Origin of the sequence: Nonomuraea cypriaca, assembly GCF_015645445.1 — a bacterium.
GTDB classification, from domain to species: Bacteria; Actinomycetota; Actinomycetes; order Streptosporangiales; family Streptosporangiaceae; genus Nonomuraea; species Nonomuraea cypriaca.
Window position 1 is genome coordinate 1 of record NZ_JADOGI010000073.1, and the last position, 24,231, is coordinate 24,231.

The 24,231-nt window shown below is 71.1% G+C and carries 22 protein-coding genes; 14 read left to right on the forward strand and 8 right to left on the reverse strand.

Annotated elements, in window-relative coordinates:
* The coding region (locus ITP53_RS23750; RefSeq protein WP_195897642.1) for an SGNH/GDSL hydrolase family protein at positions 1–1,044 on the reverse strand (1,044 nt) is incomplete at its 3' end.
* Between the two features lie 28 nt (positions 1,045–1,072).
* Positions 1,073–2,449 (reverse strand): amino acid permease, encoded by a 1,377-nt coding sequence (locus ITP53_RS23755; RefSeq protein ID WP_328815528.1) that lies wholly within the window; start codon positions 2,447–2,449, stop codon positions 1,073–1,075.
* Between the two features lie 170 nt (positions 2,450–2,619).
* Between ITP53_RS23755 and dnaE the strand changes: the two genes are divergently transcribed.
* Positions 2,620–6,135 carry a DNA polymerase III subunit alpha gene (gene dnaE / locus ITP53_RS23760; RefSeq protein WP_195897643.1) on the forward strand — a complete coding sequence of 1,172 codons (3,516 nt, stop codon included), beginning with the start codon at positions 2,620–2,622 and terminating at the stop codon, positions 6,133–6,135.
* A 194-nt stretch (positions 6,136–6,329) separates the two neighbouring features.
* The gene (locus tag ITP53_RS23765) at positions 6,330–7,700 is read left to right on the forward strand and encodes an amidase (RefSeq protein ID WP_195897644.1); all 1,371 of its coding nucleotides are present in this window, start codon (positions 6,330–6,332) and stop codon (positions 7,698–7,700) included.
* On the opposite strand, the gene ITP53_RS23770 is transcribed toward ITP53_RS23765, so the two are convergent.
* A complete protein-coding gene (locus ITP53_RS23770; RefSeq protein WP_195897645.1) occupies positions 7,701–8,213 on the reverse strand; it encodes a hypothetical protein in 513 nt (170 codons plus the stop codon).
* A 63-nt stretch (positions 8,214–8,276) separates the two neighbouring features.
* Between ITP53_RS23770 and murA the strand changes: the two genes are divergently transcribed.
* Together murA and ITP53_RS23780 are read left to right on the forward strand one after the other, a co-directional pair.
* Positions 8,277–9,587: a UDP-N-acetylglucosamine 1-carboxyvinyltransferase gene (murA, locus tag ITP53_RS23775; RefSeq protein ID WP_328815532.1), complete on the forward strand. Its 1,311-nt coding sequence runs from the start codon at positions 8,277–8,279 to the stop codon at positions 9,585–9,587.
* A 53-nt stretch (positions 9,588–9,640) separates the two neighbouring features.
* Entirely contained in the window at positions 9,641–12,157 is a 2,517-nt protein-coding gene (locus ITP53_RS23780) for a transglycosylase domain-containing protein (protein WP_195897646.1), read from the forward strand.
* A gap of 39 nt (positions 12,158–12,196) precedes the next feature.
* On the opposite strand, the gene ybaK is transcribed toward ITP53_RS23780, so the two are convergent.
* Both ybaK and ITP53_RS23790 read right to left on the reverse strand, forming a co-directional pair.
* Complete coding sequence (ybaK, locus tag ITP53_RS23785) at positions 12,197–12,652, reverse strand: Cys-tRNA(Pro) deacylase (protein WP_195897678.1); 456 nt, start codon at positions 12,650–12,652, stop codon at positions 12,197–12,199.
* Positions 12,653–12,711: 59 nt separating this feature from the next.
* A complete protein-coding gene (locus tag ITP53_RS23790; RefSeq protein ID WP_195897647.1) occupies positions 12,712–13,455 on the reverse strand; it encodes an AraC family transcriptional regulator in 744 nt (247 codons plus the stop codon).
* Positions 13,456–13,508: 53 nt separating this feature from the next.
* Between ITP53_RS23790 and ITP53_RS23795 the strand changes: the two genes are divergently transcribed.
* Positions 13,509–14,621: an MFS transporter gene (locus ITP53_RS23795; RefSeq protein WP_328815535.1), complete on the forward strand. Its 1,113-nt coding sequence runs from the start codon at positions 13,509–13,511 to the stop codon at positions 14,619–14,621.
* Between the two features lie 116 nt (positions 14,622–14,737).
* Here ITP53_RS23795 and ITP53_RS23800 read toward each other — a convergent pair whose 3' ends face one another.
* The 3 genes from ITP53_RS23800 to ITP53_RS23810 all read right to left on the reverse strand — a co-directional run bounded on the left by ITP53_RS23800 (position 14,738) and on the right by ITP53_RS23810 (position 17,734).
* Entirely contained in the window at positions 14,738–16,039 is a 1,302-nt protein-coding gene (locus tag ITP53_RS23800; protein WP_236051129.1) for a trypsin-like serine peptidase, read from the reverse strand.
* A gap of 441 nt (positions 16,040–16,480) precedes the next feature.
* Entirely contained in the window at positions 16,481–17,491 is a 1,011-nt protein-coding gene (ligD, locus tag ITP53_RS23805) for a non-homologous end-joining DNA ligase (RefSeq protein WP_195897649.1), read from the reverse strand.
* 48 nt (positions 17,492–17,539) lie between these two features.
* Complete coding sequence (locus ITP53_RS23810) at positions 17,540–17,734, reverse strand: hypothetical protein (RefSeq protein WP_195897650.1); 195 nt, start codon at positions 17,732–17,734, stop codon at positions 17,540–17,542.
* A 432-nt stretch (positions 17,735–18,166) separates the two neighbouring features.
* Between ITP53_RS23810 and hisD the strand changes: the two genes are divergently transcribed.
* From hisD to hisF, 9 genes are all read left to right on the forward strand, one after another.
* Positions 18,167–19,483, forward strand: coding sequence for a histidinol dehydrogenase (hisD, locus tag ITP53_RS23815; protein WP_195897651.1), 1,317 nt, complete (start codon positions 18,167–18,169; stop codon positions 19,481–19,483).
* Positions 19,480–20,550 carry a histidinol-phosphate transaminase gene (locus tag ITP53_RS23820; protein WP_195897652.1) on the forward strand — a complete coding sequence of 357 codons (1,071 nt, stop codon included), beginning with the start codon at positions 19,480–19,482 and terminating at the stop codon, positions 20,548–20,550. Before hisD ends, ITP53_RS23820 begins: the two co-directional genes overlap by 4 nt.
* Positions 20,547–21,140 (forward strand): imidazoleglycerol-phosphate dehydratase HisB, encoded by a 594-nt coding sequence (gene hisB, locus ITP53_RS23825; protein WP_195897653.1) that lies wholly within the window; start codon positions 20,547–20,549, stop codon positions 21,138–21,140. Before ITP53_RS23820 ends, hisB begins: the two co-directional genes overlap by 4 nt.
* Positions 21,137–21,292, forward strand: a complete 156-nt coding sequence (locus ITP53_RS23830) for a hypothetical protein (RefSeq protein ID WP_195897654.1) — start codon at positions 21,137–21,139, stop codon at positions 21,290–21,292. Before hisB ends, ITP53_RS23830 begins: the two co-directional genes overlap by 4 nt.
* Positions 21,289–21,921: an imidazole glycerol phosphate synthase subunit HisH gene (hisH, locus tag ITP53_RS23835; RefSeq protein WP_195897680.1), complete on the forward strand. Its 633-nt coding sequence runs from the start codon at positions 21,289–21,291 to the stop codon at positions 21,919–21,921. The genes ITP53_RS23830 and hisH overlap by 4 nt, the downstream gene beginning before the upstream one ends.
* Before the next feature lie 64 nt (positions 21,922–21,985).
* On the forward strand, positions 21,986–22,315 hold the full coding sequence (locus ITP53_RS23840) for a hypothetical protein (protein ID WP_195897655.1): 330 nt from the start codon (positions 21,986–21,988) through the stop codon (positions 22,313–22,315).
* Positions 22,316–23,038 (forward strand): bifunctional 1-(5-phosphoribosyl)-5-((5-phosphoribosylamino)methylideneamino)imidazole-4-carboxamide isomerase/phosphoribosylanthranilate isomerase PriA, encoded by a 723-nt coding sequence (gene priA / locus ITP53_RS23845; RefSeq protein WP_195897656.1) that lies wholly within the window; start codon positions 22,316–22,318, stop codon positions 23,036–23,038.
* A gap of 21 nt (positions 23,039–23,059) precedes the next feature.
* Positions 23,060–23,461, forward strand: a complete 402-nt coding sequence (locus ITP53_RS23850; RefSeq protein ID WP_195897657.1) for a Rid family hydrolase — start codon at positions 23,060–23,062, stop codon at positions 23,459–23,461.
* Positions 23,458–24,222, forward strand: a complete 765-nt coding sequence (gene hisF, locus ITP53_RS23855) for an imidazole glycerol phosphate synthase subunit HisF (protein ID WP_195897658.1) — start codon at positions 23,458–23,460, stop codon at positions 24,220–24,222. The genes ITP53_RS23850 and hisF overlap by 4 nt, the downstream gene beginning before the upstream one ends.
* Positions 24,223–24,231: the final 9 nt, after the last annotated feature.

A 24,231-nucleotide genomic window follows, 5' to 3' on the forward strand; every position in this document is an offset into this window, starting at 1 on the left:
CAGGCGGTAGTTGTTCATGGGGCGGCCGGGGCCGGCGGCGATCTGCTTGGTGATGAGGTCGGCGAAGCGGCGGTAACCTTCTCCCGTCGGGTGGTAGCTGCTGGCGTTGACCTTCATCTGCTCCACGTCCACGTGCAGGCCGTTGAGGAACGGCTGGGGGCGGCCGACCTCGTGGCCCGTGAACGCCTCGTAGGCGTCCACGTACTCGACGCTTCCCGGCGCGCCGAACGCCGCGATCGCGCGGTCGAAGTCGGACACCACCGAGCCGACCACACCGTTGAGCCGCCGGGTCACGTCGTTCAGCCAGCGCTGGTCCGCGGGGCTGAGGTTGTCGACGGTCTCCGCCGGATTCTCGGGGAACGGCCGCGGGTAGCCGAGCACGATGACGCGGGAGCCGGGGGCGCGGACGCGCAGCTCCCTGAGGACCTTCAGCAGGTTGGGGCCCAGTTGCTCGATGCGGCGGTTGACGGCCGTGTCCTGGTCGACGCAGGCCGTGGACCACGGCAGCTTGACGATGCAGCCGGTCAGGACCTTGGTGAAGCCGGCGTCGTTGCCGCCGATGCTCAGCGTCACCAGGCTGGCGGCCGTGTCCACGCGGGTGATCTGGGGCTGGTGACCGTACTGGCCGGACAGGAGCTGGCTCGTGGTCGCGCCGCTGCAGGCGTAGAAGGCGGTGCCGCCGCCGAAGCGGTAGGCCCGCGCGACCAGCGGCACGTACGAGCCGTTCGCCCGGTGACAGCGGTCGGCGCCGTCGTTGAGCGGCTGCTTGTCCAGCTCGTAGACGCCCTCACCCGAGGAGTACGAGTCGCCGAGTGCCACGTACATGCCGCTCTGAGCGACCTGTACGGGCGTCAGCCGCGTCGCCTGCGGTAACCGCCCGGCCGGCTCCCGGGTGGTCGGGCAGCCCGCGTCGAGCAGGGCGCAGGCCAGCTTCGGGTAGACGCCCAGCTGCAGGCACCCGAACGCCAGTACGACACCCGCGGCGACGGCGGCAGTGACCCGGACGATGTTCCGTCTCGTGCCGTCCAGCGCGACCTCCCCCACCCGAGCGGCGACCCCTGCGCCACAGAGACTACCCAGCCGACGATTCCTGCGGCAGGCACGCCGCCGCCGCGCGCCTGCGGCGGCGGATGATCCACCACCCGCCGGCGATGCCCACGACCAGGACGGGGATCAGGTAGAACGCGATGCGCTGGTCCTGGTCCGCGAACGGCATCAGCAGCACGACCAGGCCCAGGAAGCCCAGGGTCAGCCAGTTGGTGTACGGGGAGCCGGGCATGGGGAACGTCGAGCGGTGGCCGGAGCGGCGCAGCCGGATCTGGCAGAAGATCAGGACGCCCCAGGTGGTGACCACGCCGAGGGAGGCCGCCGCGGTGGCGATGTTGAAGGCTCGCTCCGGGAGGAAGTAGAAGAGCGCGACGCCCCCCAGGAACATGACGGCCGTGAAGAGAATCCCGCCGATCGGGACGTGCCGGGAGCTGAGGGTGCCGGCGAAGCGGGGCGCCTCGTGCTTCATGGCCATCGAACGCAGGATGCGGCCGGTGGCGTACAGGCCGGAGTTGCAGGAGGAGAGGGCGGCGGTGATCACGACGAGGTTCATGGCGTCGCCGGCCCACGGGACGCCGAGGCCGGAGAAGACCGTCACGAACGGTGAGACGCCCGCGCTGTAGGCGGTCCACGGCAGGACCATGGCGAGCAGCGCCACCGAGCCCACGTAGAAGATCGCGATGCGCCAGACCACGCCGTTGATCGCCTTCGGCATGACCTCGTGCGGCCTGGCCGTCTCGCCCGCCGTGATGCCGACCAGCTCGATCGAGGCGTACGCGAACACCACCGACTGCAGGCTCATCAGCACCATCGGAACGCCGGTCGGGAAGAAACCGCCGTGCGAGGCGAGGTTTTGCGGCCCGGCCTGCCCGACCGTGAACACCACCAGCACCAGCCCCACGACGAGGAAGACGACGATCGCCAGCACCTTGAGCATGGCGAACCAGAACTCCAGCTCGCCGAACAGCCTCACCGACAACAGGTTGACCGTCATCACGAACCCCAGCGCGATCAGCGCCGTGCCCCACTCGGGGAAGGCGGGGGCCCAGTAATGGATGTACGCGGCGATCGCGGTCAGCTCGGCGATGCCGGTGAACGCCCAGTTGACCCAGTACATCCAGCCGCTGGCGAACGCGGCCCACGGCCCGATGAACTCGTTCGCGTACTCGACGAACGACCCCGACGCCGGACGGTAGAGCACGAGCTCGCCGAGCGCCCGCATGACGAAGAACGCGGCCAGCCCGGCGGCGGCGTACGAGAGCACGAGCGCGGGCCCGGCGGCGGCCAGCCGGCCTCCGGCGCCCAGGAACAGGCCCACCCCGATCGCCCCGCCGATGGCGATCATCTGGACCTGCCGGTTGCCCAGCGAGTGCTGGTATCCCTCGTCGGTCTGATTGTGCACCGAGTGTCTCCTCAATTACTAAGAGTGACATCGACGATATAGGGGCCCCCGATCGCGGCGGTACCCCGGCACGCCGGGTTCGCGCGGTCACGAGGCGTGGATCCGGAAATGTCGGTGGCGGCTACTACAGTCGAAGCAGGTCAAGCGTCAGACCGGGGAGGCGCCGTTCGATGTCGTCGAGGGACTCGTTCGTCCATCTGCACGTGCATACGGAATATTCGATGCTGGACGGTGCGGCCCGGCTTGAGCAGTTGTTCGAGCGGGCCGGCGACCTGGGGATGCCCGCGATCGCGATCACCGACCACGGCAACATGCACGGCGCGTACGACTTCTTCCGGCAGGCGACCGGCGCGGGCATCAAGCCGATCATCGGCATCGAGGCATACGTCGCACCCGGGTCGCGGCACGACAGGAAACCGGTGCTGTGGGGCGAGCCGTACCAGCGGGGCGACGACGTCTCGGCCGGTGGCTACTACACCCACATGACGATCTGGGCGCGTGACAAGGTCGGCCTGCGTAACCTGATGCGGTTGTCCTCACGAGCCTACACGGAGGGGTTCGTCCGCAAGTGGGCGCGGATGGACGCCGAGCTCCTCGCCGAGCACGCCGAGGGCCTGATGGCCACCACGGGATGCCCGTCGGGCGAGGTGCAGACGAGGCTGCGGCTCGGCCAGTACGACGAGGCGGTCAAGGCCGCCGCGAAATATCAGGACATCTTCGGCAAGGAGAACTTCTTCCTGGAGATCATGGACCATGGCCTCGACATCGAGCGCCGGGTCCGCGACGGTCTGGCCCGGATCGGCAAGAAGCTGGGCATCCCGCCCCTGGTGACCAACGACTCGCACTACGTCCACGAGTCCGACGCCGCCTCCCACGACGCCCTCCTGTGCATCCAGACCGGCAGTCAGCTGTCCGACCCCGACAGGTTCCGCATCGACGGCACCGGCTACTCCATCAGGACCGCCGGCGAGATGCGCGCGGCCGACTCCTCCGACCTGTGGGCCGAGGGCTGCCGCAACACGCTGCTGGTGGCCGAGAGGACCGATCCGGCCGGGTTCTTCGAGTTCAAGAACCTCATGCCTGCCTATCCCGTCCCCGAGGGGATGACGGAGAGCGGGTTCTTCCGCCGGAGCGTCTGGGAGGGCATGGCCAGGCGCCGGCCGGAGGGTTACGACGAGCAGCACAGGAAGCGGGCCGAGTACGAGATCGGGATCATCGAGCAGATGGGCTTCCCGAGCTACTTCCTCGTGGTCGCCGACTTCATCATGTGGGCCAAGCGGAACGGCATCCCGGTCGGCCCAGGTCGTGGCTCGGCGGCGGGGTCGCTGGTGGCGTACGCGATGGGCATCACCGACCTCGACCCGATCCCGCACGGCCTGATCTTCGAGCGGTTCCTCAACCCCGAGCGCGTGTCCATGCCCGACGTCGACATCGACTTCGACGAGCGCAGGCGGGGCGAGGTGATCCGCTACGTGAGCGAGAAGTGGGGCGCCGACAAGGTCGCGATGATCACCACGTTCGGCACCATCAAGGCGAAGGCCGCCGTCAAGGACGCCGGTCGCGTCCTCGGCCACCCGTACGCGCTCGGCGACAGGGTGTCCAAGGCGTTCCCGCCCGCCGCCATGGGCAGGGACATCCCGCTGGCGGGCGTCTTCGACCGGGACCACCCGCGTTACGCCGAGGCCGGCGAGCTGCGCAGGCTCTACGAGGAGGACGCCGCCGTCAGGGCGACGATGGACCTCGGCAGGGGCCTGGAGGGACTGATCAGGCAGACCGGCGTCCACGCAGCCGGTGTGATCATGTCGCGCGAGGCGCTGACCGACCACATCCCGATCATGCGCCGCGACTCCGACGGCGCGATCATCACGCAGTTCGACTACCCGGCCTGCGAGGCGCTCGGCCTGCTGAAGATGGACTTCCTGGGCCTGCGCAACCTCACGATCATGGACGACTGCCTCAAGCTGATCGAGGCGACCACGGGTGAGCGGATCGATCTGCTCGAGCTGCCGCTCGACGACCGCGCCGGCTACGAGCTGCTGGCCAGGGGCGACACGCTGGGCGTGTTCCAGCTCGACGGCGGCGGCATGCGCTCGTTGCTGCGCCTCATGCGTCCCGACCATTTCGAGGACATCTCCGCCGCCCTCGCCCTCTACCGGCCGGGCCCGATGGGCGCCAACTCCCACACCAACTACGCGCTGCGCAAGAACGGCCAGCAGGAGATCACGCCGATCCACCCCGAGCTGGCGGAGCCGCTGGAGGACATCCTCGACACGACCTACGGCCTGATCATCTATCAGGAGCAGGTCATGGCCATCGCGCAGCGGGTGGCGGGCTACTCACCCGGCGCCGCCGACCTGCTGCGCCGCGCGATGGGCAAGAAGAAGAAGGCGGAGCTGGACCGGCAGTTCGCCTCCTTCGAGCAGGGCATGAAGGACAACGGCTTCTCCGACGGCGCGATCAGGGCGTTGTGGGACATCCTGCTGCCGTTCTCCGACTACGCCTTCAACAAGGCCCACACCGCCGCCTACGGCCTCATCGCCTACTGGACCGCCTACCTCAAGGCCAACCACCCCGCCGCCTACATGGCCGCGCTGCTGTCCTCGGTGAAGGACGACAAGGACAAGTCGGCTCTCTACCTCCACGAGTGCCGCCGGATGGGCATCAAGGTCCTCCCGCCGGACGTCAACGACTCCGACTTCGACTTCACCCCGCGCGGCACCGACATCCGCTTCGGCCTGTCGGCCGTCCGCAACGTGGGCGGCAACGTCGTCGGCGGCATCATCGCCGCCCGCCGGAATCTGGGCCGCTTCGCCGACTTCGGGGACTTCCTGCGCAAGGTGCCGGCAGTCGTCTGCAACAAGCGCGTGATCGAGTCGCTGATCAAGGCGGGCGCCTTCGACTCGCTCGGCCACGTGCGCAGGGGCCTGGTCGCGGTGCACGAGCAGGCCGTCGACGCGATCGTCGACATCAAGCGCAACGAGGCCATCGGGCAGGACTCGCTGTTCGGCGTGACCGGGGGCGACGATCGGACCTTCGACGTGCGGATCCCGTTGGGGGAGTGGGACAAGAGCACCCTGCTGCAGTTCGAACGCGAGATGCTCGGCCTCTACGTGTCCGACCACCCGCTGTTCGGCGTCGAGCACGTCCTCGCCGCCGGGGCCGACTGCTCGATCGCGGCGGTGCAGGACGAGAGCCGCCCCGACGGGCAGGTGGTGACCGTGGGCGGCATCCTCAGCGGGTTGCAGCGCAAGGTCACCAAGAAGGGCGACACGTGGGTGCTGACCCAGCTGGAGGACCTCGAGGGCTCGATCGAGGTGATGATCTTCCCGTCGGCGTACCTGCTGAGCTCGACGATCCTGGCCGAGGACGCGATCGTGTTCGTCAAGGGCAGGATTGACAAGCGGGAGGACGTGGCGAAGATCATCGCCATGGAGGTGACGGCGCCCGACCTGGCGCGGGAGGCGGGCGGGCCGCTGCTGGTCAACCTGCCGCTGACGCGCTGCACGCCCGAGGTGGTGGGGCGGCTGAAGGAGATCCTCGCCACGCACCCGGGCACGTCGGAGGTCCACCTGCAGGTGCATGACGGGCCGCGGACGACGGTGCTGCGGGTGGACCCGCGCGTGACGCCGTCCCCGGCCCTGATGGGCGACCTCAAGGAGCTGCTCGGTCCCGCGTGCCTCCTTTGAACCATTCTTCTTTTACGGCGGAGCACGGCCGCCCCCACCCTCGGCACGTGGCCGGGCTCCGTCCAGGGAGACGCTCCTCCGGTGTGCCGGGCCGGCCGCCGTGACGCGCGCACAGTGGGCCCGCCACGTGGTCTCCCCACTGCCTGGCAAGGTTCGCCGTCGTTCTTCCGGGTCCCGTGGGGGAGGATCGGAGGGTGAGTGAACTGCATTACCTGAGCGCTACCGAGTTGGCCCACCTGATCAGGACCCGCCAGGTGAGCGCCGTCGAACTCCTCCAGGCCCACCTCGACCGCATCGAGCAGGTCAATCCCCGCGTCAACGCCATCGTGACGCTGGTCGCCGAGCAGGCGCTGGAGGCGGCGAAGGCGGCCGACGCGGCCGAGCCGGGCGGCCCGCTGCACGGCCTGCCGGTCGCGCACAAGGACCTCGTCGACACCGCCAATATCCGGACAACCTACGGCTCACCGATCTTTTCCGAAAATATCCCGGAAAAAGATGACCTGATCGTTCAGCGGCTGCGCGCCGCCGGCGCCATCACCGTGGGCAAGACCAACACGCCGGAGTTCGGCACCGGCTCCCACACCGTCAACGAGGTGTTCGGCGCCACCAGGAACCCCTACGACCTGTCCAAGTCCGCCGGGGGCAGCAGCGGGGGAGCCGCCGTCGCGCTGGCCACCGGCATGGTCCCGCTGGCCGACGGCTCCGACATGGGCGGCTCCCTGCGCAACCCGGCCTCCTTCTGCAACGTCGTCGGCCTGCGGCCCACCCCTGGCCGCGTCCCCGTCGTGTCCGACACCAACGCCTGGTACACGCTGTCGGTGCTGGGGCCGATGGCGCGGACGGTCGAGGACGTCACGCTGATGTTCGGGGCCATCGCCGGGTTCGACCGGCGGTCACCGTACTCGATCAAGGAGGTCTTCGCGCCCGAGCCCGAGGAGGGCGTGGCGGGCCTGCGGGTGGCCTGGAGTCCCGACCTGGGCGGGCTGCCGGTGGACGAGCGCACGGCGGCGGTCACCGCGACGGCGCCCGGTGTGTTCGAGCGGCTGGGGGCGCACGTCGAGCAGGTCGAGCTGGACCTGTCCGGCGCGGAGGACGCGTTCCGGACCTACCGGGCCTGGAACTACGCCCTGTCCTTCAGCGACCTCGACCGGCTCGGTCCCAACACCCGCTGGAACGTCGAGCAGGGCCGCCAGGTCACAGGCGCCGACCTGGCCAGGGCCGAGCAGGCGCGCAGCGGCCTATACCAGCGGATGGCCGCGTTCTTCGACACCTACGACGTGCTCATCGCGCCGGTCAGCCAGGTGCCGCCGTTCCCGGTCGAGCAGCCCCACGTCAGCGAGATCAACGGCTTGCCGCTGCCCGACTACCTCTCCTGGATGCGCTCCGCGTACTGGATCAGTGTCCTGCACTCCCCGGCCGCCTCGGTGCCGGCCGGGTTCACCACGGACGACCTGCCGGTGGGCGTCCAGATCGTCGGGCGGCCGTTCGAGGACGCCAGGGTGCTGCGCGTGGCGCGTGCGTTCGAGCAGGCCACCGGCCACGGCCGGCGCCGCCCGCCCCTCTAGCTAGGGAATGTCCCCATACGGGTGCCGCAGCGGCGACTCGCGGTACCCGTGCATGCCCTCCAGCAGCCCGAACAGCCCCACAGCCAGCAGCGGCCAGGACACCAGCACACCCGAGGCGGTCAGCTTCAGTGCCCCCGGGACGATCTTCACGCCGGGCGCGGCGGCGGCCTCGACCATGACCGCCCCGATCGTGAACGTGGACCCGACCCACAACGTCAGCAGGGCGCCCGCCACCCCGCCCGCGCACAGCCCGAGCAGCACCGGCAGCATCCACCGCCGCGCCGCGAACCACGCGACCCCGCCGCACAGCAGCCCCAGCCCGCCCGTGATCACCGCGAACCAGCCGTCGGCCGCGATCAGCGCCTGCGTGCTCAGGTCGGCCAGCACCGGTCCCTGCTCCGTGACCTGGTAGGGAGCCCGGGGGGACAGCCCGGACCAGACCAGTCCGGCGGCGACCCCGAGAGTGGCGAGTGTGAGGACAGTTACCGCAAAAGCGCGTACTTCCCTCGTCACGCCACTCCCCCTCACATGTACGTCCGAACCAGCTTGATGCTATCGCCCGGTTAGGCTCGCTTCGTGATTGCAGAAGAGGTCTGGTTGATAGAGCCCTCCGGCCCGCTCCGGGGAGACATCGAGGTGCGCGGTTCCAAGAACGGCGTTTCCAAGCACATGGTCGCCGCCATGCTGGGCGCCGGAGAGAGCAGCATCCACAACGCCCCCGAGGTGGGCGAGGTCGAGATCACGGCCGCGATGCTGGAGGCCCTGGGCATCAACGTCGAGATCACCAGGAAGGAGATCAGGATCGAGCAGGGCCCCGAGATCAGGCCGAGGGTGCCCGACGCGTTCACCGGGCTGAACCGCATCCCCATCCTCATGCTCGGCCCGCTGCTGCACCTGGCGGGGGAGGCGTTCGTCCCGCTGGTCGGCGGCGACCCGATCGGGCGGCGGCCGGTGAACTTCCACGTGGAGGCCCTGCGCTCGATGGGCGCCGAGGTGGAGGTGGGCGACAGCGGCATCTTCGCCAAGGCCAAGAGGCTGAACGGCACCCGGATCGAGCTGCCCTACCCCAGCGTGGGCGCCACCGAGACGGTCCTGATGTCGGCGGTGCTGGCCGAGGGCAAGACGGTGCTGAAGAACGCCGCCATGGAGCCCGAGGTGGTGGAGCTGGCGCTGTTCCTGCAGCGGATGGGCGCCAGGATCGAGCTGTCGCCCGACCGCAGGATCGTCATCGAAGGCGTCGAACGGCTGCGCGGCGCCTCCACCTGGCTGACCGGCGACCGCATCGAGGCGTTCTCGTACCTGGCGGCCGGCCTGGTCACCGGGGGAGAGGTCCGGGTGCACGGCTGCCCGCAGGACCGCCTGGTCACCGCGATCACCACGCTGGCCAGGATGGGCGCCCAGTTCGACATCAACGACGAGTACCTGTGCGCCACCGCGCCGCCCGAGGGGCTGCGCGCGGCGGCGGTGCAGACCGACACCCACCCCGGGTTCATGACGGACTGGCAGACGCCGCTCATGGTGCTGTTCACCCAGAGCCAGGGCATGTCGGTGCTGCACGAGACGGTCTTCGAGAACCGCCTGGTGTACGTCCCCGCGCTGCAGAAGATGGGCTGCGAGATCGAGGTGTTCGACCAGTGCCTCGGCGGCCCGGCCTGCCGCTACCACGACACCAACGCCAGGCACTCGGCCGTGGTGCGCGGCGTGTCCCAGCTCAAGGGCGCCGACGTGACGCTGCCCGACATAAGAGCCGGATTCTCCGCCGTGCTGGCGGCCGCGGTGGCCGACGGGCCGTCCACGCTGCGCGGCGTCCACCACATCGAACGCGGCTACCACCACCCGTTCGAGCAGTTCGCGTCGCTTGGTCTGAACATCAGCAGGCAACGGTAAAGAGGTGGGAAGCGGGCGTTTGTCACTGATCGGGACGTCGCACACCATCTGACGTGACCGTACTCAGATCCATCGGCGTACTCGGACTGACGGGAGCGCTCGGCGGGGTCCTGACGGCCGCACTGATCGCACCCGTGGCGAGCGGGGGCGGCATAGCCGCGATGGGCGTCACGAACATGTTCGTCGACCTGCCGCCCGCCCCGCGTGAGGAGCCGCTCGCGCAGGTGACCAGACTGCTGGACAAGGACGGCAGGCAGTTCGCCCAGTTCTACGAGGCCAACAGGACGGCCGTGCGGCTGGGCGCCGTCGCGCCGGTGATGCGCAGGGCCATCGTGGCCATCGAGGACGCCCGCTTCTACGAGCACGGCGGCCTCGACGTCCGGGGCACGTTCCGTGCGCTGCTGACCAACACCCAGGCCGGTGGAATCAAGCAGGGCGGCTCGTCCCTGACGCAGCAGCTCGTCAAGAACATCCTGGTGGAGAGCGCCCGTACCGGCGTAGAACGCGACAAGGCCCGCGCCCCGAACCTGGCCCGTAAGATCACCGAGCTGCGGCTGGCCCTGGCGCTGGAGAAGAAATACCGCAAGGACGAGATCCTGGAGCGCTATCTGAACATCGCCTACTTCGGCGCGGGAGCGCACGGCGTGCAGGCGGCGGCCAGGCGCTTCTTCTCCACGTCGGCCTCCAAGCTGACGCTGACCCAGGCGGCCACGCTGGCGGGCGCGGTGCGGATGCCATACTCGACCGATCCCTCGCTCGGCGGGTCGCATCGGGCCCGTCTGAAGATGCGGCGGGACCTCGTGCTGGACCGCATGGCCGGGCTCAAGCTGATCACCCAGCAGCAGGCGGCGGCCGGCAAGGCCGCCCCGCTAGCCATCAAACTCCGGCCCGAGCCCGGCGGCTGCGAGCAGAGCCGCTACCCCTTCTACTGCCTGTACGTGCAGCGCGAACTCCTGTCGAACCCCGCGTTCGGCAACACCGACGCCGAACGCCGGGCGCGGATGGCGAGGGGCGGCCTGGTGATCAGGACCAGCCTCGACCCGGCCGCGCAGCAGGCGGCCGAGCGGGCCATCAGCCGCCACGTGGCGCCCGAGGACACCGAGGTGGCCGCCGAGGCCATGGTGGAGCCGGGGACCGGGCGGATCACGGCGATGGCGGCGAGCAAGAGGTTCGGCCGCAATCCCGGCAACAAGAAGAGCGGCTCAAGGACCACCTTCAACCTGCCCGCCGACGTGGCGCACGGCGGAGGGCAGGGTTTCCAGGCCGGATCGACGTTCAAGGTGTTCACCCTGGCCACCGCACTGAAGCAGGGATGGCGCTTCAACGACGGCTTCGAGACGCCGGGGGCGCTGGTGCCCGGGCAGGGTTACCGCAACTGCGCGGGCCGGTCGGTGAACGACCCGAACACCCGGGTGCTGAACGCCAGCGGCGAGGGCGAGGGCGGCCCGCACAGCATCGAGACCGGCACCTGGAAGTCGGTGAACATCTTCTACATGATGCTGGAGCGCAAGGTCGGCCTCTGCGACGTGGTCAGGACGGCCAGGGCGCTCGGCGCGATCCGTGCGGACGGGGGGCCGCTGCGCGAGGTGCCGACGTTCACGCTGGGCGTGAACGAGATGGACCCGGTGACGGTGGCGGCGTCGTTCGCGGCGTTCGCGGCCAGGGGGCAGTACTGCCGGCCGCTGGCGATCGTGGAGATCACCGGCAGGGACGGGCGGCGTACGCATGTGCCGCCGGCCTGTGAGCAGGCCATCGAGCGACAGGTCGCGGACGCGGTCAACCACGTGCTGAGCGGCGTGTTCGACAAGGGCACGATGCAGGGCCAGAGCATCGGCAGGCCCGCCGCGGGCAAGACGGGCACCAACAACGGGTACACCTCGGCCTGGTTCGCCGGATACACGCCGCACCTGGCGGCCGCGGTCAGCGTCGGCGACATCCGCGGCTCCTACCGTTTCCCGCTGCAGGGCGTGCAGATCGGGGACCGCTACTACGGCTCGGTGCAGGGCGCGTCGCTGCCAGGGCCGATCTGGGTGGAGTCGATGCGGTCCGCGTTGCGCCGGTTCGAGCCCAAGGGGTTCCCGGGGCCCGACATGGGGCGCTTCGGCGGCGGCCACACGCCCGGGCTGGAGGAGGCGGTGGTCGCGGAGGACCGGCGCAAGAAGAGGCGCGGCGACCGTGCCTTCATGAGGCGGCACCGCAGGCTCTTCGAGTGGCTGCTCCAGCAGGACATGGACGGCCCGTCTCCGGGGTGGCGCCACTCCGAGGACTCGCCCTGGGGAGGGTCACACGGCGACCGTCCCGCCGATCCGTACGCGGAGCGGCCCGGCTGGGATCGGCGCGACGTCCGGCTGGACGACGGGCCCGCATGGGGCCGCCCGGATATTCCGCCCATCGAGCGGCCGCCTGTCCAGAGGCACCCCATAGAGCCACCGCGCTGGCGCCGCCCCGACGGTCCGCCCATGGAGCGGCCGCGCCTGCGCCCCGACGGCCCGCCCATGGACGGGCCACGCTGGGGGCGCCCGGCAGGCCCGTACCCTGAACGGCCGCGACGCGACCGCCACGGCATGTGACGGCGTCACGCCGCACGCGTGAACCCGGAGAGGCCCTGCTCAGCCGGCCTTGCCGATGGGGGCGGTGACGGCCCTGGTCAGCGTGATGAGGTTGGCGGGCGCGGTCTCGATCTGCAGACCACGCCTGCCCGCCGAGAAATAGATCGTCTCGAAGTCGAGCGCCGAGGAGTCGACCACCGTCGGCAGTTGTTTGCGCTGGCCCAGCGGGCTGATGCCGCCCACGACGTAGCCCGTCACCCGCTCCACCTTGGCGGCGTCGGCCATCGCGGCCCGCTTGCTGTCGAGCGCACCGGCCAGCGCCTTGAGGTCGAGCTTGCCCGCCACCGGCACGACTGCCACCACGAGGCCGCTCTCGACCTCCGCCACCAGCGTCTTGAAGATCCGCTCGTACGGCACGCCGAGCGCGTCCGCGGCCTCCTCGCCATACGCCTGGGCGGAGGCGTCGTGCTCGTAGGGGTGGACCGCGAACTCGGCCTTCGCCTTGGTCAGCGCCATGGTGGCCGGGGTGCCGCCCTTGCCTTTCGATTTGCTCACGACATCCGAGTGTAGCGAATCTACATTGTAAAGGCCCGGCCCGGTGTGTAGCCGAGCGCCCGCCGGAACACGTCGATGAACGCGCTCGCGGACGCCCACCCGCACCGATGGGCCACAGCGGTCACGGGGAGGCCGTCCGCGAGCAGCAGGAGCGCGTGGTGCAGGCGCAACTGGGTGCGCCACTGCGGGAAGCTCATGCCCAGCTCGCTGCGGCAGAGCCGGGCGAGGGTCCGATCGCTGGTGCCGGCCTGCGCGGCGAGCCGTGCCAGGGTCCTGCCGTCCGCGGGGTCGCGGTGCAGCACCGCGCAGACGGCGGCCAGCCTGGGATCCCTGGCCGCCGGCAGATGGAACGGCTGCTCCGGCGCCCGCCTCAACTGATCGAACAACACCCCGCGCAACCGCTCCCGCTCCCCACCGTCCGCCGCGCCAGTGGTGTCGTCGGTGTAGGCGATGATCAGCTCGCGGAGCAGCGGCCCGACCGCCAGGACGGCGGGGCGGTCGAGGCCGGGCGGCCGGTCGGTGAGGCCGACGAGGCGCAGGTCCGTGTCGCCGTGGGCGCGGTGCTCGTGGACGGTGCCCGCGGGAATCCAGATCGCCCGGTTCGCCGGGGCCACCCAGGTGCCCGATTCGGTGGTGACGGACAGGACGCCGCGGCAGGCGTACACGATCTGGTGGGTGTCGTGCAGGTGCGCGTCGATGCCCGCGCCCGGCGCGAGCGGCCGGCGCCCGGTGGGGGCCTCGGAGAGGTGGCGGATTCCCGTCATCGATTGGCATTTTATCGGAAGCGAGCCAGCCACGGCCGGGAAATGATCGAAGCGTGAACAAGATCCCCATGCTCGCCGCCGGCCACGCGGCCGTTGACCTCTATCAGGGCGCGGTCCCCGCGCTGGTGCCGTTCCTGGTGGCCGAACGCGGGTACGGCTACGTCGCCGTCTCGGGCGTCGTGCTGGCGGCCACGTTGCTGTCCTCGATCGTGCAGCCGGTGTTCGGCGTGCTGACGGACAGGTGGCGGATGCCGTGGCTGATCCCGGTGAGCATGGTCGTGGCAGGGACGGGGGTGGCGGTGGGCGGAGTGACGGACTCCTACGCCCTGACCTGGCTGGCCGTCGCCCTGTCCGGGCTGGGCGTGGCCGCCTACCATCCCGAGTCCGCGCGACTGGCCAGGATCGCCAGTGAGGGCAGCCACGTCCGGATGAGCTGGTTCTCGCTCGGCGGGACCCTCGGGTTCGCGTCGGCTCCGGTGCTGGTGACGCCGCTGCTGGCGGCGTGGGGCCTGGGGGCCTCGCCGTTCCTCGTGGTGCCTGCTGTGCTGGCCGCGCTGCTCACGCTCCCGGCGATCCGTGCGACGGCCGGTGGTGGGCAGGCCACCAGGACCGCCGCACCGGTGTCCGGCCGGGACGACTGGCCGTCGTTCGCCAGGCTGACGCTGGTGATCGTCTTCCGCTCGGTCGTGTACGTGGGGCTCAGCGCCTTCGTCGCCCTCTACATGGGCGGCGGGACGGCGGGGGCCGTGGCGCTGTTCGTGTTGTTCGCGGGCGGGGCGGCGGGCACGGTGCTGGGCGGCAGGCTGGCGGCCCGCTGGGGCCGGGTGCGCACGATGCGAGTGGCGTACGCGCTGGCGGTGCCCGCCGTGGCGGGCGTGGTGCTGGCACCTGGACCTGTCGCGTACGCCTTCATCGCCGCCTCGTCGATCGCCCTGTACGTGCCGTTCTCCCTGCACGTCACGCTGGGCCAGGACTTCCTGCCGAGCCGGGTCGGCACGGCCAGCGGCGTGACCCTGGGCCTGGCGGTGAGCGTCGGCGGCCTGACCAGCCCCCTGGTGGGCGCGATGGCCGAGGCCACCACACTCCAGGCGGCTCTGGCCACCTTGATCGCCTTCCCCTTCCTCGCCTACCTCCTCACCCACACCCTCAAGGAACCTGCGAGCTGAAACCCACCGTGCGACGTCACGGTCGCGGCGCGGCGCGCCCGAGGGGCGTTGAAACGACGGGGGGTGGTGACGACGGCGGGCGGCGCCCTCCCGTGCTCCGCCGTAAAAGATGAACATCACCGAGAGACGATCAATCGAGTGGCGGTGTTGTCGCGGCGAGTGGGGTCGAGGCGGGAGGAGGCGACGTGGGCGGTGACAGGAAGGGAGCGGTTGGCGTCGGCGGCGATGTTGACGCGGGCGGAGATGCGCACGGGCCGCCCCGGGTGGACGGCGGCGATCGTGCACGCGGCCCGCTGCTCGCTGCGCCGGCAGGCGGCCCCGCTGACCGCGCCCAGGGTGGTGCCCGGCGGCAGAGTGAGGGTGACGGGCACCCGCGCGGCGGCCATCAGCCCGCGCATGGTGACGATGGCGTTGACCGTGGTGTGGCCGCCGCGTCTGACCGCCCGCGCCGGGGCCGTGGCCCTGATGGACAGCGCGCCGTAGACTCCGCGCGGGTCGGCCTGTTCGACGATCGCGCCGTAGCCTTCGACGTTGAGTGCGGTCGCGACGGAGTTGCCGCCGGCCGCCCCGTCCTCCTTGCCCGCCGACAGCACCCCCACCAGGTCGCCGGTGCCCTTGACGACCCACGGACCGCCGCTGTGCCCCTGGGACAGGTGGCAGTTGTGCGTCTCCATCCGCCCCGCCGCCGGCGCGGGGGCGACCCGCGCGGCGAGCATCGAGCCCGAGATCGCGTGCGCCTGCCGGGTCCTGCCGAGGCACCAGAGCTGGTCCCTGCCGTCGTACGGCTTCCTGCCCAGCACCCCTGGGTAGCCCGTGGTGGCGATGGTGTGCCTGCCGCCCTGGTTGAGCATCGGCGTGAAGCCGCCGACCGCCTGTTCGAGTGTGCCGTTCCTGCGGCCCACCTCGATGAGCGCGACGTCGTAGACCGAGTTCCAGTCGCCGCCGGTCTGCCCGGTGTAGCCCTCGGGCTTCCAGGCTCGCCGTCCGCCCCATCGGCCGTAGGGTTCGCGTTGCCGTTCGGTGGCGCCGCGCCCGTCGTACGCGGGCACGAACGCGAAGTTCGTGTGCCACCGGCCGGTCGGCGAGCCCTCCGGCACGCCGTACACGCAGTGGCCGGCGGTGATGATGAGCACCCCGGCCGCCGAGCGTACGACGGAGGCGGTGCAGGAGTCGCCGCGCCCGGCCGCGTTGACGAAGAAGAGCCGGCCGCTGATCCTGCTGAGCGCGGCGCCGGTGTAGGGGCGGCGCATGCGGGCGTACCCGTTGGTGTCGCCGCCCGGGGTGAGCATCTGGTTCGCGGGCACGCTGCTGAGCCGCTGAGCCCCTCCCCGGTCCGCGGCGCTCTCCGGCAGGCCGGCGGGATTGGCCTTGGCCTGCTTGCCCGGCGTCCAGTAACGCACCGCCCGCCGAGGCTGCATCACCGGAGACGACTCGGCTCCCCAGACCCGATCCCGCGCCGGGGCGGCGGACGGCGGCCGATGGGCCGCGGACGGAACGCCGGGTGTCGCGCGGGGCGGAAGGCCGGCCGTCGCGCGGGGCGGAAGGCCGGCCGTCGCGCGGGGCGGAAAGCCGGGTGTCGCGTGTGGAGGGAGACCGGCCGCGTGGGGAGAAACGCCGGGTGTCGCGCGGGGCGGAAGGCCGGCCGCCGGGTGCGGAGGGACGCTGGGTGCCGGGTGCGGAGGAACGCTGGGTGCCGGGTGCGGAGGGACGCCGGGTGCCGTGAGTGCGACGCCCGCCAGCGTGGCGAGCGTGATGACCAGAGTCTTCGGCACGGTTCCCCCTCAGCGGATCAGTAACACTTCGCCCACTGTAAGTCACGAAAATGCCACTAAGCGTAATGAGGGGTGTCGTGTCGCGACTCAGCCCGCCGCCTGGCCCCCGTTCGTCGGCGGCGTGAGGATCTCGGCCGTGCTGGCGTCCTGCGGCTCGCGGTCCGGGCGCAGCCCCCGCCAGGACGGGTGGCGGAGCCGGCCGTCGCCGGTGACCTCCGCGTACTGGACCTCCCCGACCACCCGCGGTTCCACCCACCGCGCGTCCCTGACGTGCTCGCGCGGCACCGGCACCGCGAACGGCGAGTCGGCCCGTTCCAGAGGCGCCAGCCGCTCGCCCAGGTCGCGCAGCATGGCCTGGGTGAACCCGGTGCCCACGTGCCCCACGTACAGCAGCCGGCCCCGCTCGTCGTAGGCGCCGATCAGCAACGACCCGATCATCCCCGAGCGCCGCCCGCCGCCGGGCCGCCAGCCGCCGATCACGACCTCGACCGCGCTGACGTTCTTGATCTTCGTCCATTCCGCGCTGCGCCGGCCGGGCCGGTACGGCGAGCTCAGCCGCTTGCACACGACCCCTTCGAGGCCCAGCTCCCTGGAGGAGTCGAACGCTCGCTCCGCCTGGTCGGAGAACCAGACGGGCACCTCCCACCGGAAACCCGGTGTGAACGTGCTCTCCAGCAGCTCCCTGCGCTCGGTGTAGGGGCGGGAGACGGAGCTGGCGTCGTCCAGATGCAGGATGTCGAACGCCATGAACGTCACCGGCACCGTGCCGGAAAGCGCCGCCACCGTGGCCGGGTGCCGCTGGTGCATGCGGGGCTGCAGCGCCTCGAAGCTGGGCCGGCCGGTCTCGTCGAACGCCACGATCTCCCCGTCGATCACGGCCGGGCGGCCGCCGGTGGCGCCGGCCATGAGCTGGAGCTCGGGGTAGGCGGGGGTGATGTCCTTGCTGTTACGCGACATCAGGCGGACGGCGCCATCCTCGAGGTAGGCCAGCGCGCGTACGCCGTCCCACTTCATCTCCACCGCCCAGCCGCCGCCCTGGACGGAGGCCAGGGTGCCGAGCTGGGCCAGCATCGGCGCGTACGCCGGCAGCCGCACCATGGTGCATGCCGTACCCCGTCCGGCCGACCGGCAGTTGCGGGGCGCGGTCTACAGATGGTCAAGGGCGGTGTCCTCGACGAGCTCGGCCAGGTCGATGCCGTGGTCGACGAGCTCGGCGACGGTGGCGCAGTAGCCGCGCAGGTAGGTCCTGCCGTTGACCCGGTGGGAGACGCGCAGCAGGGGACGATCGTCGAGGATGATCGCCTCCACCAGGATGCCGTCGGGGGCTCGCCACTGTCTCATGGCGGCAATCATACGCATTCGGACAAAAAGGACAACAAGGTATACATGGGTATTTTTTACTCGTGATGTCAGTCGGTTGGGACGCCTGAGGCGCGTGTCCGCCTGGTAAAAATAACATCATGTAACCTTTTGGCGACATAGAGTTTTCCGAGCCATTCGCGTTAGCCGGCGCGTCCAAGGGGCAGAGAGAACCGCCGAAGCTTTTCCCGGCCGTGGCCGCGTCCCCGTGGTGGCCACGGCGACGCCCCGGCAGGCCCGGTCCGGGGCAGGACGGCCGTGGGGGCGGGCGTCGGCGAGCGCCGCCGCCCCCACGGCCGTCGTACGTCCGGGGCGGTCCCGCCGCGGATCCCGCCGCGGATTCCGGCAGTGCGGGAAGCGTCCCGGATGCTGGACAGAACGAGATCCGGCCACTGGACTCCGTAGACTGTCAGCGTGATTTCCCGTATCGACATGCGCGGTGCCCTGCCAGAGGACCTGCGCGACGTGCTGCCACGCGCCGAGCTCGACGTCGAGGCCGCCCTGGAGAAGGTGCGGCCAATCTGCGAGGACGTACGCCATCGCGGGGCGGCAGCCGTACGGGAGCTGACCGCCAGGTTCGACGGTGTCGAGATCGCCTCCACCCGGGTCCCCGCCGAGACCGTCGAGCGCGCGCTGAGCGAGCTCGACCCCAAGGTCCGGGCCGCGCTGGAGGAGTCGATCAGGCGGGCCAGGCTGGTCCACCGCGACCAGCGGCGCGCCGACGTCACCACCGAGGTCGTGCCCGGCGGCACCGTGACCGAGCGGTGGGTGCCGGTCGACCGGGTGGGGCTCTACGTCCCCGGCGGCCGCGCGGTCTACCCGTCCAGCGTCGTGATGAACGTCGTCCCCGCCCAGGAGGCAGGCGTCCGCTCGCTCGCCGTGACCAGCCCGGCGCAGAAGGCGTTCGGCGGGTTGCCGCACCCCACGATCCTGGCCGCGTGCGCGCTCCTCGGCGTGGACGAGGTCTACGCCGTGGGCGGGGCGCAGGCGGTCGCCATGTTCGCGTACGGCACCGAGGAGTGCCCGCCGGCCACCATGGTCACCGGCCCTGGCAACATCTGGGTGGTGGCGGCCAAGCGGCTGCTCAAGGGCCGCATCGGCATCGACTCCGAGGCAGGCCCGACCGAGATCGCCGTCCTGGCCGACGAGACGGCCGACCCGGTCCACGTGGCCGCCGACCTGATCAGCCAGGCCGAGCACGACACGATCGCCGCCGCCGTGCTGGTCACCACCAGCCCCGAGCTGGCCGACGCGGTCGAGAAGGCGCTGCCGGAGCAGGTCTCGGCCACCAAGCACTCCGAGCGGATCATCGAGGCGCTGAGCGGCAAGCAGTCCGGCATCGTGCTGGTGAGCTCGCTCGACGACGGCATCAAGGTCGTCGACGCGTACGCGGCCGAGCACCTGGAGATCCACACCGCGAACGCGGCGCAGGTGGCCGCGCGGATCCGCAACGCCGGAGCGATCTTCGTCGGCTCCTACGCGCCGGTCTCGCTCGGCGACTACCTCGCCGGGTCCAACCACGTGCTGCCCACGGGCGGCTGCGCCTGCCACTCCAGCGGCCTGTCGGTGCAGTCGTTCCTGCGCGGCATCCACGTCGTCGACTACACCCGCGAGGCCCTCGCGGGAGCCGCCGCCCACGTGTCGGTCCTGGCCGACGCCGAAGACCTGCCCGCACACGGCGCCGCGATCCGCGCCCGTTTCGACTGGCGAGTGCCCACGGAGACCGCGTGAACCTGGACGACCTGCCCATCCGCGACGACCTGAGGGGCAAGACGCCGTACGGCGCGCCCCAGATCGACGTCCCGGTCAGGCTCAACACCAACGAAAACCCCTACCCGCCGTCCGCGGAGCTGGTGGCCGACCTGGCCGCGGCGATCGGGGAGCACGCGGGCGAGCTCAACCGTTACCCCGACAGGGACGCCACCGCGCTGCGCGCCGACCTGGCCGCCTACCTCGGCCACGGCCTGACGACCGAGCAGGTGTGGGCCGCCAACGGCTCCAACGAGGTGCTCCAGCAGATCCTGCAGGCCTTCGGCGGCCACGGCCGCAGCGCCCTGGGGTTCGAGCCGTCCTACTCGATGCACCCGATCATCACCAGCGGCACCAGCACGGAGTGGATCAAAGCGACCCGCGAGGAGGACTTCTCGCTCGACCCAGGCAAGGCCGTGGCCGCGATCGAGGAGCACCGCCCCGGCATCGTCTTCATCGCCTCGCCGAACAACCCGACGGGCACCGCGCAGCCACTGGAGACGATCAAGGCCGTGCTGGCGGCGGCGCCCGGCATGGTGGTGGTGGACGAGGCCTACGCCGAGTTCGCCCGCTCCGGCACCCCGTCGGCCCTCACGCTGCTGCCCGAGCACCCGCGGCTGATCGTCACCAGGACGATGTCCAAGGCGTTCGCCATGGCGGGCACGCGGCTGGGCTACCTCGCCGCGCACCCGGCAGTGGTGGACGCGCTGCTGCTGGTGCGGCTGCCGTACCACCTGTCGACGCTCACCCAGACGGCGGCGCGGGTGGCGCTGCGGCACCACGCCGATCTGCTCGGCACGGTCGACGCGCTGCGGCGCGAGCGTGACGAGACGGTGGCCTGGCTGCGGTCCAAGGGTCTGGCCGTGGCCGACTCCGACGCCAACTTCGTGCTGTTCGGGCGCTTCCCTGACCGGCGCGCGGTGTGGGAGGGGCTGCTGGAGCGCGGAGTGCTCATCCGCGAGGTGGGCCCGCCACAATGGCTGCGTGTGTCGATCGGCACCGGCGAGGAGATGGCGGCCTTCCGTGCCGCCCTGGAAGGAGTCCTGTGAGTCGCGTAGGCCGCGTCGAGCGCGCAACGAAGGAGACCTCGGTCCTGGTGGAGGTCGGCCTCGACGGCACGGGCCGGGTCGAGGTGTCGACCGGGGTCGGTTTCTTCGACCACATGCTGGCCCAGCTCGGCAAGCACGGGCTGTTCGACCTGACCGTCAAGACCGAGGGCGACCTGCACATCGACGCGCACCACACGATCGAGGACACGGCGCTGGCGCTGGGCGCGGCGTTCCGTGAGGCGTTGGGCGACAAGTCGGGCATCAGGCGGTTCGGTAGCGCGTCGTGCCCGCTGGACGAGTCGCTCGCCCAGGTCACCGTCGACCTGTCGGGCCGTCCCTACCTCGTGCACACCGAGCCCGAGGGCATCGCGCCGATGATCGGGCCCGACTACGACACCACGATGACCCGCCACATCCTGGAGTCGCTGGTCGCCCAGGCCGCGATCTGCCTGCACGTGCACGTCCCGTACGGCCGCAACGCGCACCACGTCGTGGAGGCCCAGTTCAAGGCCCTGGCGCGGGCCCTGCGCGAGGCGTCCGAGCCCGACCCGCGCGCCACCGGCGTGCCGAGCACCAAGGGAGTCCTATGACGGACAACCTCATCGCCGGTGTGATGGTGTTCCTGGGCCTGTTCCTCATCGGCGGCGTGTTCTCCCTCGGCAGGCAGGGGCTCAAGATCGGAGCGATCTTCTGCGCGGTCGGCGCGGCGATGGCGATCACGGCGGGGGTGATGTGGTGGTGAAGTGGAACATCGTGGTGCTCGACTACGGCTCGGGCAACCTGCGCTCGGCCGAGCGCGCGCTGGCGAGGACCGGCGCCGACGTGACCGTGACGTCCGACTTCGACGCCGCGCTCGGCTGCGACGGGCTCGTCGTGCCGGGCGTCGGCGCGTTCGAGGCGTGCATGAGCGGGCTCAAGAGCGTCCGCGGCGAGCAGATCATCGGCCGCCGCCTGTCCGGCGGCCGTCCGGTGCTGGGCATCTGCGTCGGCATGCAGATCCTTTTCGCCAGGGGCGTCGAGCACGGCGTGGAGACCGAGGGCTGCGGCGAGTGGCCGGGCACGGTCGAGCGGCTCGACGCGCCCGTGCTCCCCCACATGGGCTGGAACACGGTCAAGGCGCCCGCCGGCAGCGTGCTGTTCGCCGGTCTCGACGCCGCCACCCGCTTCTACTTCGTCCACTCCTACGGCGTGCGCGAGTGGGAGCTGCGCACGGGCGAGGGGTTCGCCGAGCCGGTGGTGACGTGGGCCGAGCACGGGGTGCCGTTCGTCGCCGCCGTGGAGAACGGCCCCCTGATGGCCACCCAGTTCCACCCTGAGAAGTCCGGCGACGCCGGCGCCACGCTGCTCGCGAACTGGCTCGGCGCCCTGTGACCAGGCGGCCGATGGGAGAACCCGCGGAGCAGCCGGTGAGGGAGCCCGCGGGGGAGACGACGCCGTGAGCAAGGAGCGGGCGCGCCGGCGGGCCGAGCGGGAGGCCGAGCGGGCGCGCGCGATGCGGGCCAACGAGGAGCGGCAGGCCCGCCGGGCCCGCCGCCACGCCCTCATCGCCCGGCTGACCCCGCGCCCGGTGCGGGTCCGCCGCCAGGGCGGCCTGCTCGCCCGCCGCCACCGCGCCCAGAACGTCGTGGTGGCGCTCGGTTTCCTGCTCGTCCAGGCGATCGTCTGGCTGGTCTGGGAGTCCAGCACCGTCAGCCTCGCCGTCTTCGTCGTCTCCCTGCTGCTCGCACCCGTTGTCATGACCCTCGCCTTCGACCGGAGGATCTGAATGTCGCTGGTACTGCTGCCCGCCGTGGACATCGTCGGCGGCCAGGCCGTACGCCTCACGCAGGGCGAGGCCGGGACCGAGACCCGCCACGGCGAGCCCCTCGCCGCCGCGCTGGCCTGGCAGGAGGCGGGCGCCGAGTGGATCCACATGGTCGACCTGGACGCGGCGTTCGGCCGGGGCGGCAACCGGGAGCTGATCGCCGGCGTGATCGCCAGGCTCGACGTGAACGTGGAGCTGTCCGGCGGCATCCGCGACGACGACTCCCTGGCCGCCGCGCTGGCCACCGGCTGCCGCCGGGTCAACATCGGCACCGCCGCCCTGGAAAATCCCGAGTGGTGCAGGAAGGTCATCGCCGAATACGGCGACAGGATCGCGGTCGGGCTCGACGTGCGCGGCACCACGCTGGCCGCCCGCGGCTGGACGAAGGACGGCGGCGACCTGTGGGAGGCGCTCGACCGGTTGGAGGCCGACGGCTGCCCCCGTTACGTCGTCACCGACGTGACCAAGGACGGCATGCTCCAGGGTCCCAACCTCGACCTCTACCGCCGCATCTGCGCCCGCACCGACAAGCCGGTCGTGGCCAGCGGCGGCGTGTCCTGCCTCGATGACCTGGTCGCACTCGCCTCTCTCGTGCCCGACGGAGTGGAGGGGGCCATTGTGGGCAGAGCCCTGTACGCTCACGCGTTCACTCTGGAAAACGCGCTCGCCGCGGTACGCGTGTAGCTTCACCAGGGAGGGGGCCGAATGAGCGTCGGCATGGAAAGCACCGGCATGAGGGTGTTCTCTGGCGGCATCTGGGAGGAGAAGTACGGCTACGCCCGCGCCGTGGTCGTGGGCGAGCGGGTGATCGTGTCCGGTTGCACGGCCACGATCGACGGCGAGGTCCACCACGTCGGCGACGCCTACCGGCAGAGCCTGACCGCGATCGACATCGCGCTGGAGGCGGTGCTGATGGGCGGCCTGACCCGCGAGGACGTCATCATGATCCGCTACTACGTGGTGGAGCAACGCCACTTCGACCTCGTCGGACGGGCGATCTACGAGGTCTTCGGCAAAGTACGCCCCGCCTGCACCGGAGTGCGGGTGGCCGGACTGATCGACCCGAGAATGCTGGTCGAGATCGAGATAGAGGCACTGCGAGCATGACCGTGGCGGTAAGAGTCATTCCCTGTCTCGACGTGGACGCCGGACGCGTCGTCAAGGGCGTCAACTTCGAGAACCTGCGCGACGCGGGCGACCCCGTCGATCTGGCCAGGCGCTACGACGAGGAGGGGGCCGACGAGCTCACCTTCCTCGACATCACCGCGTCGTCCGGCGAGCGCGAGACCATGCTCGACGTCGTACGCAGGACCGCCGAGCAGGTGTTCATCCCGCTCACCGTGGGCGGCGGCGTGCGCTCGGTCGAGGACGTCAACCGGCTGCTGCGGGCCGGCGCCGACAAGGTGTCGCTCAACACGGCCGCCATCGCCCGCCCCGAGTTGCTCACCGAGGCGTCGCGCAGGTTCGGTGCGCAGTGCATCGTGCTGTCGGTGGACGCCCGCCGGGCGGCGGGCACCGCGAGCGGGTTCGAGGTGACCACCCACGGCGGGCGGCGCGGCACCGGGATCGACGCCGTGGAGTGGGCCGCCAGGGGCGAGGAGCTGGGCGTGGGCGAGATCCTGCTCAACTCGATGGACGGCGACGGCACACTCGACGGTTACGACCTGGAGATGCTGCGCGCGGTCCGGGCGGCGGTGCGGGTCCCGGTGATCGCCAGCGGGGGGGCCGGGCGCCTGGAGGACTTCGCCCCCGCGGTCGCGGCGGGCGCCGACGCCGTACTCGCGGCCAGCGTGCTGCACTTCGGGACACTGAAGATCGCCGAGATCAAGGACGCGCTGGCAGCCGCGGGCCACCCGGTGCGGCTGTGACCACCCCGG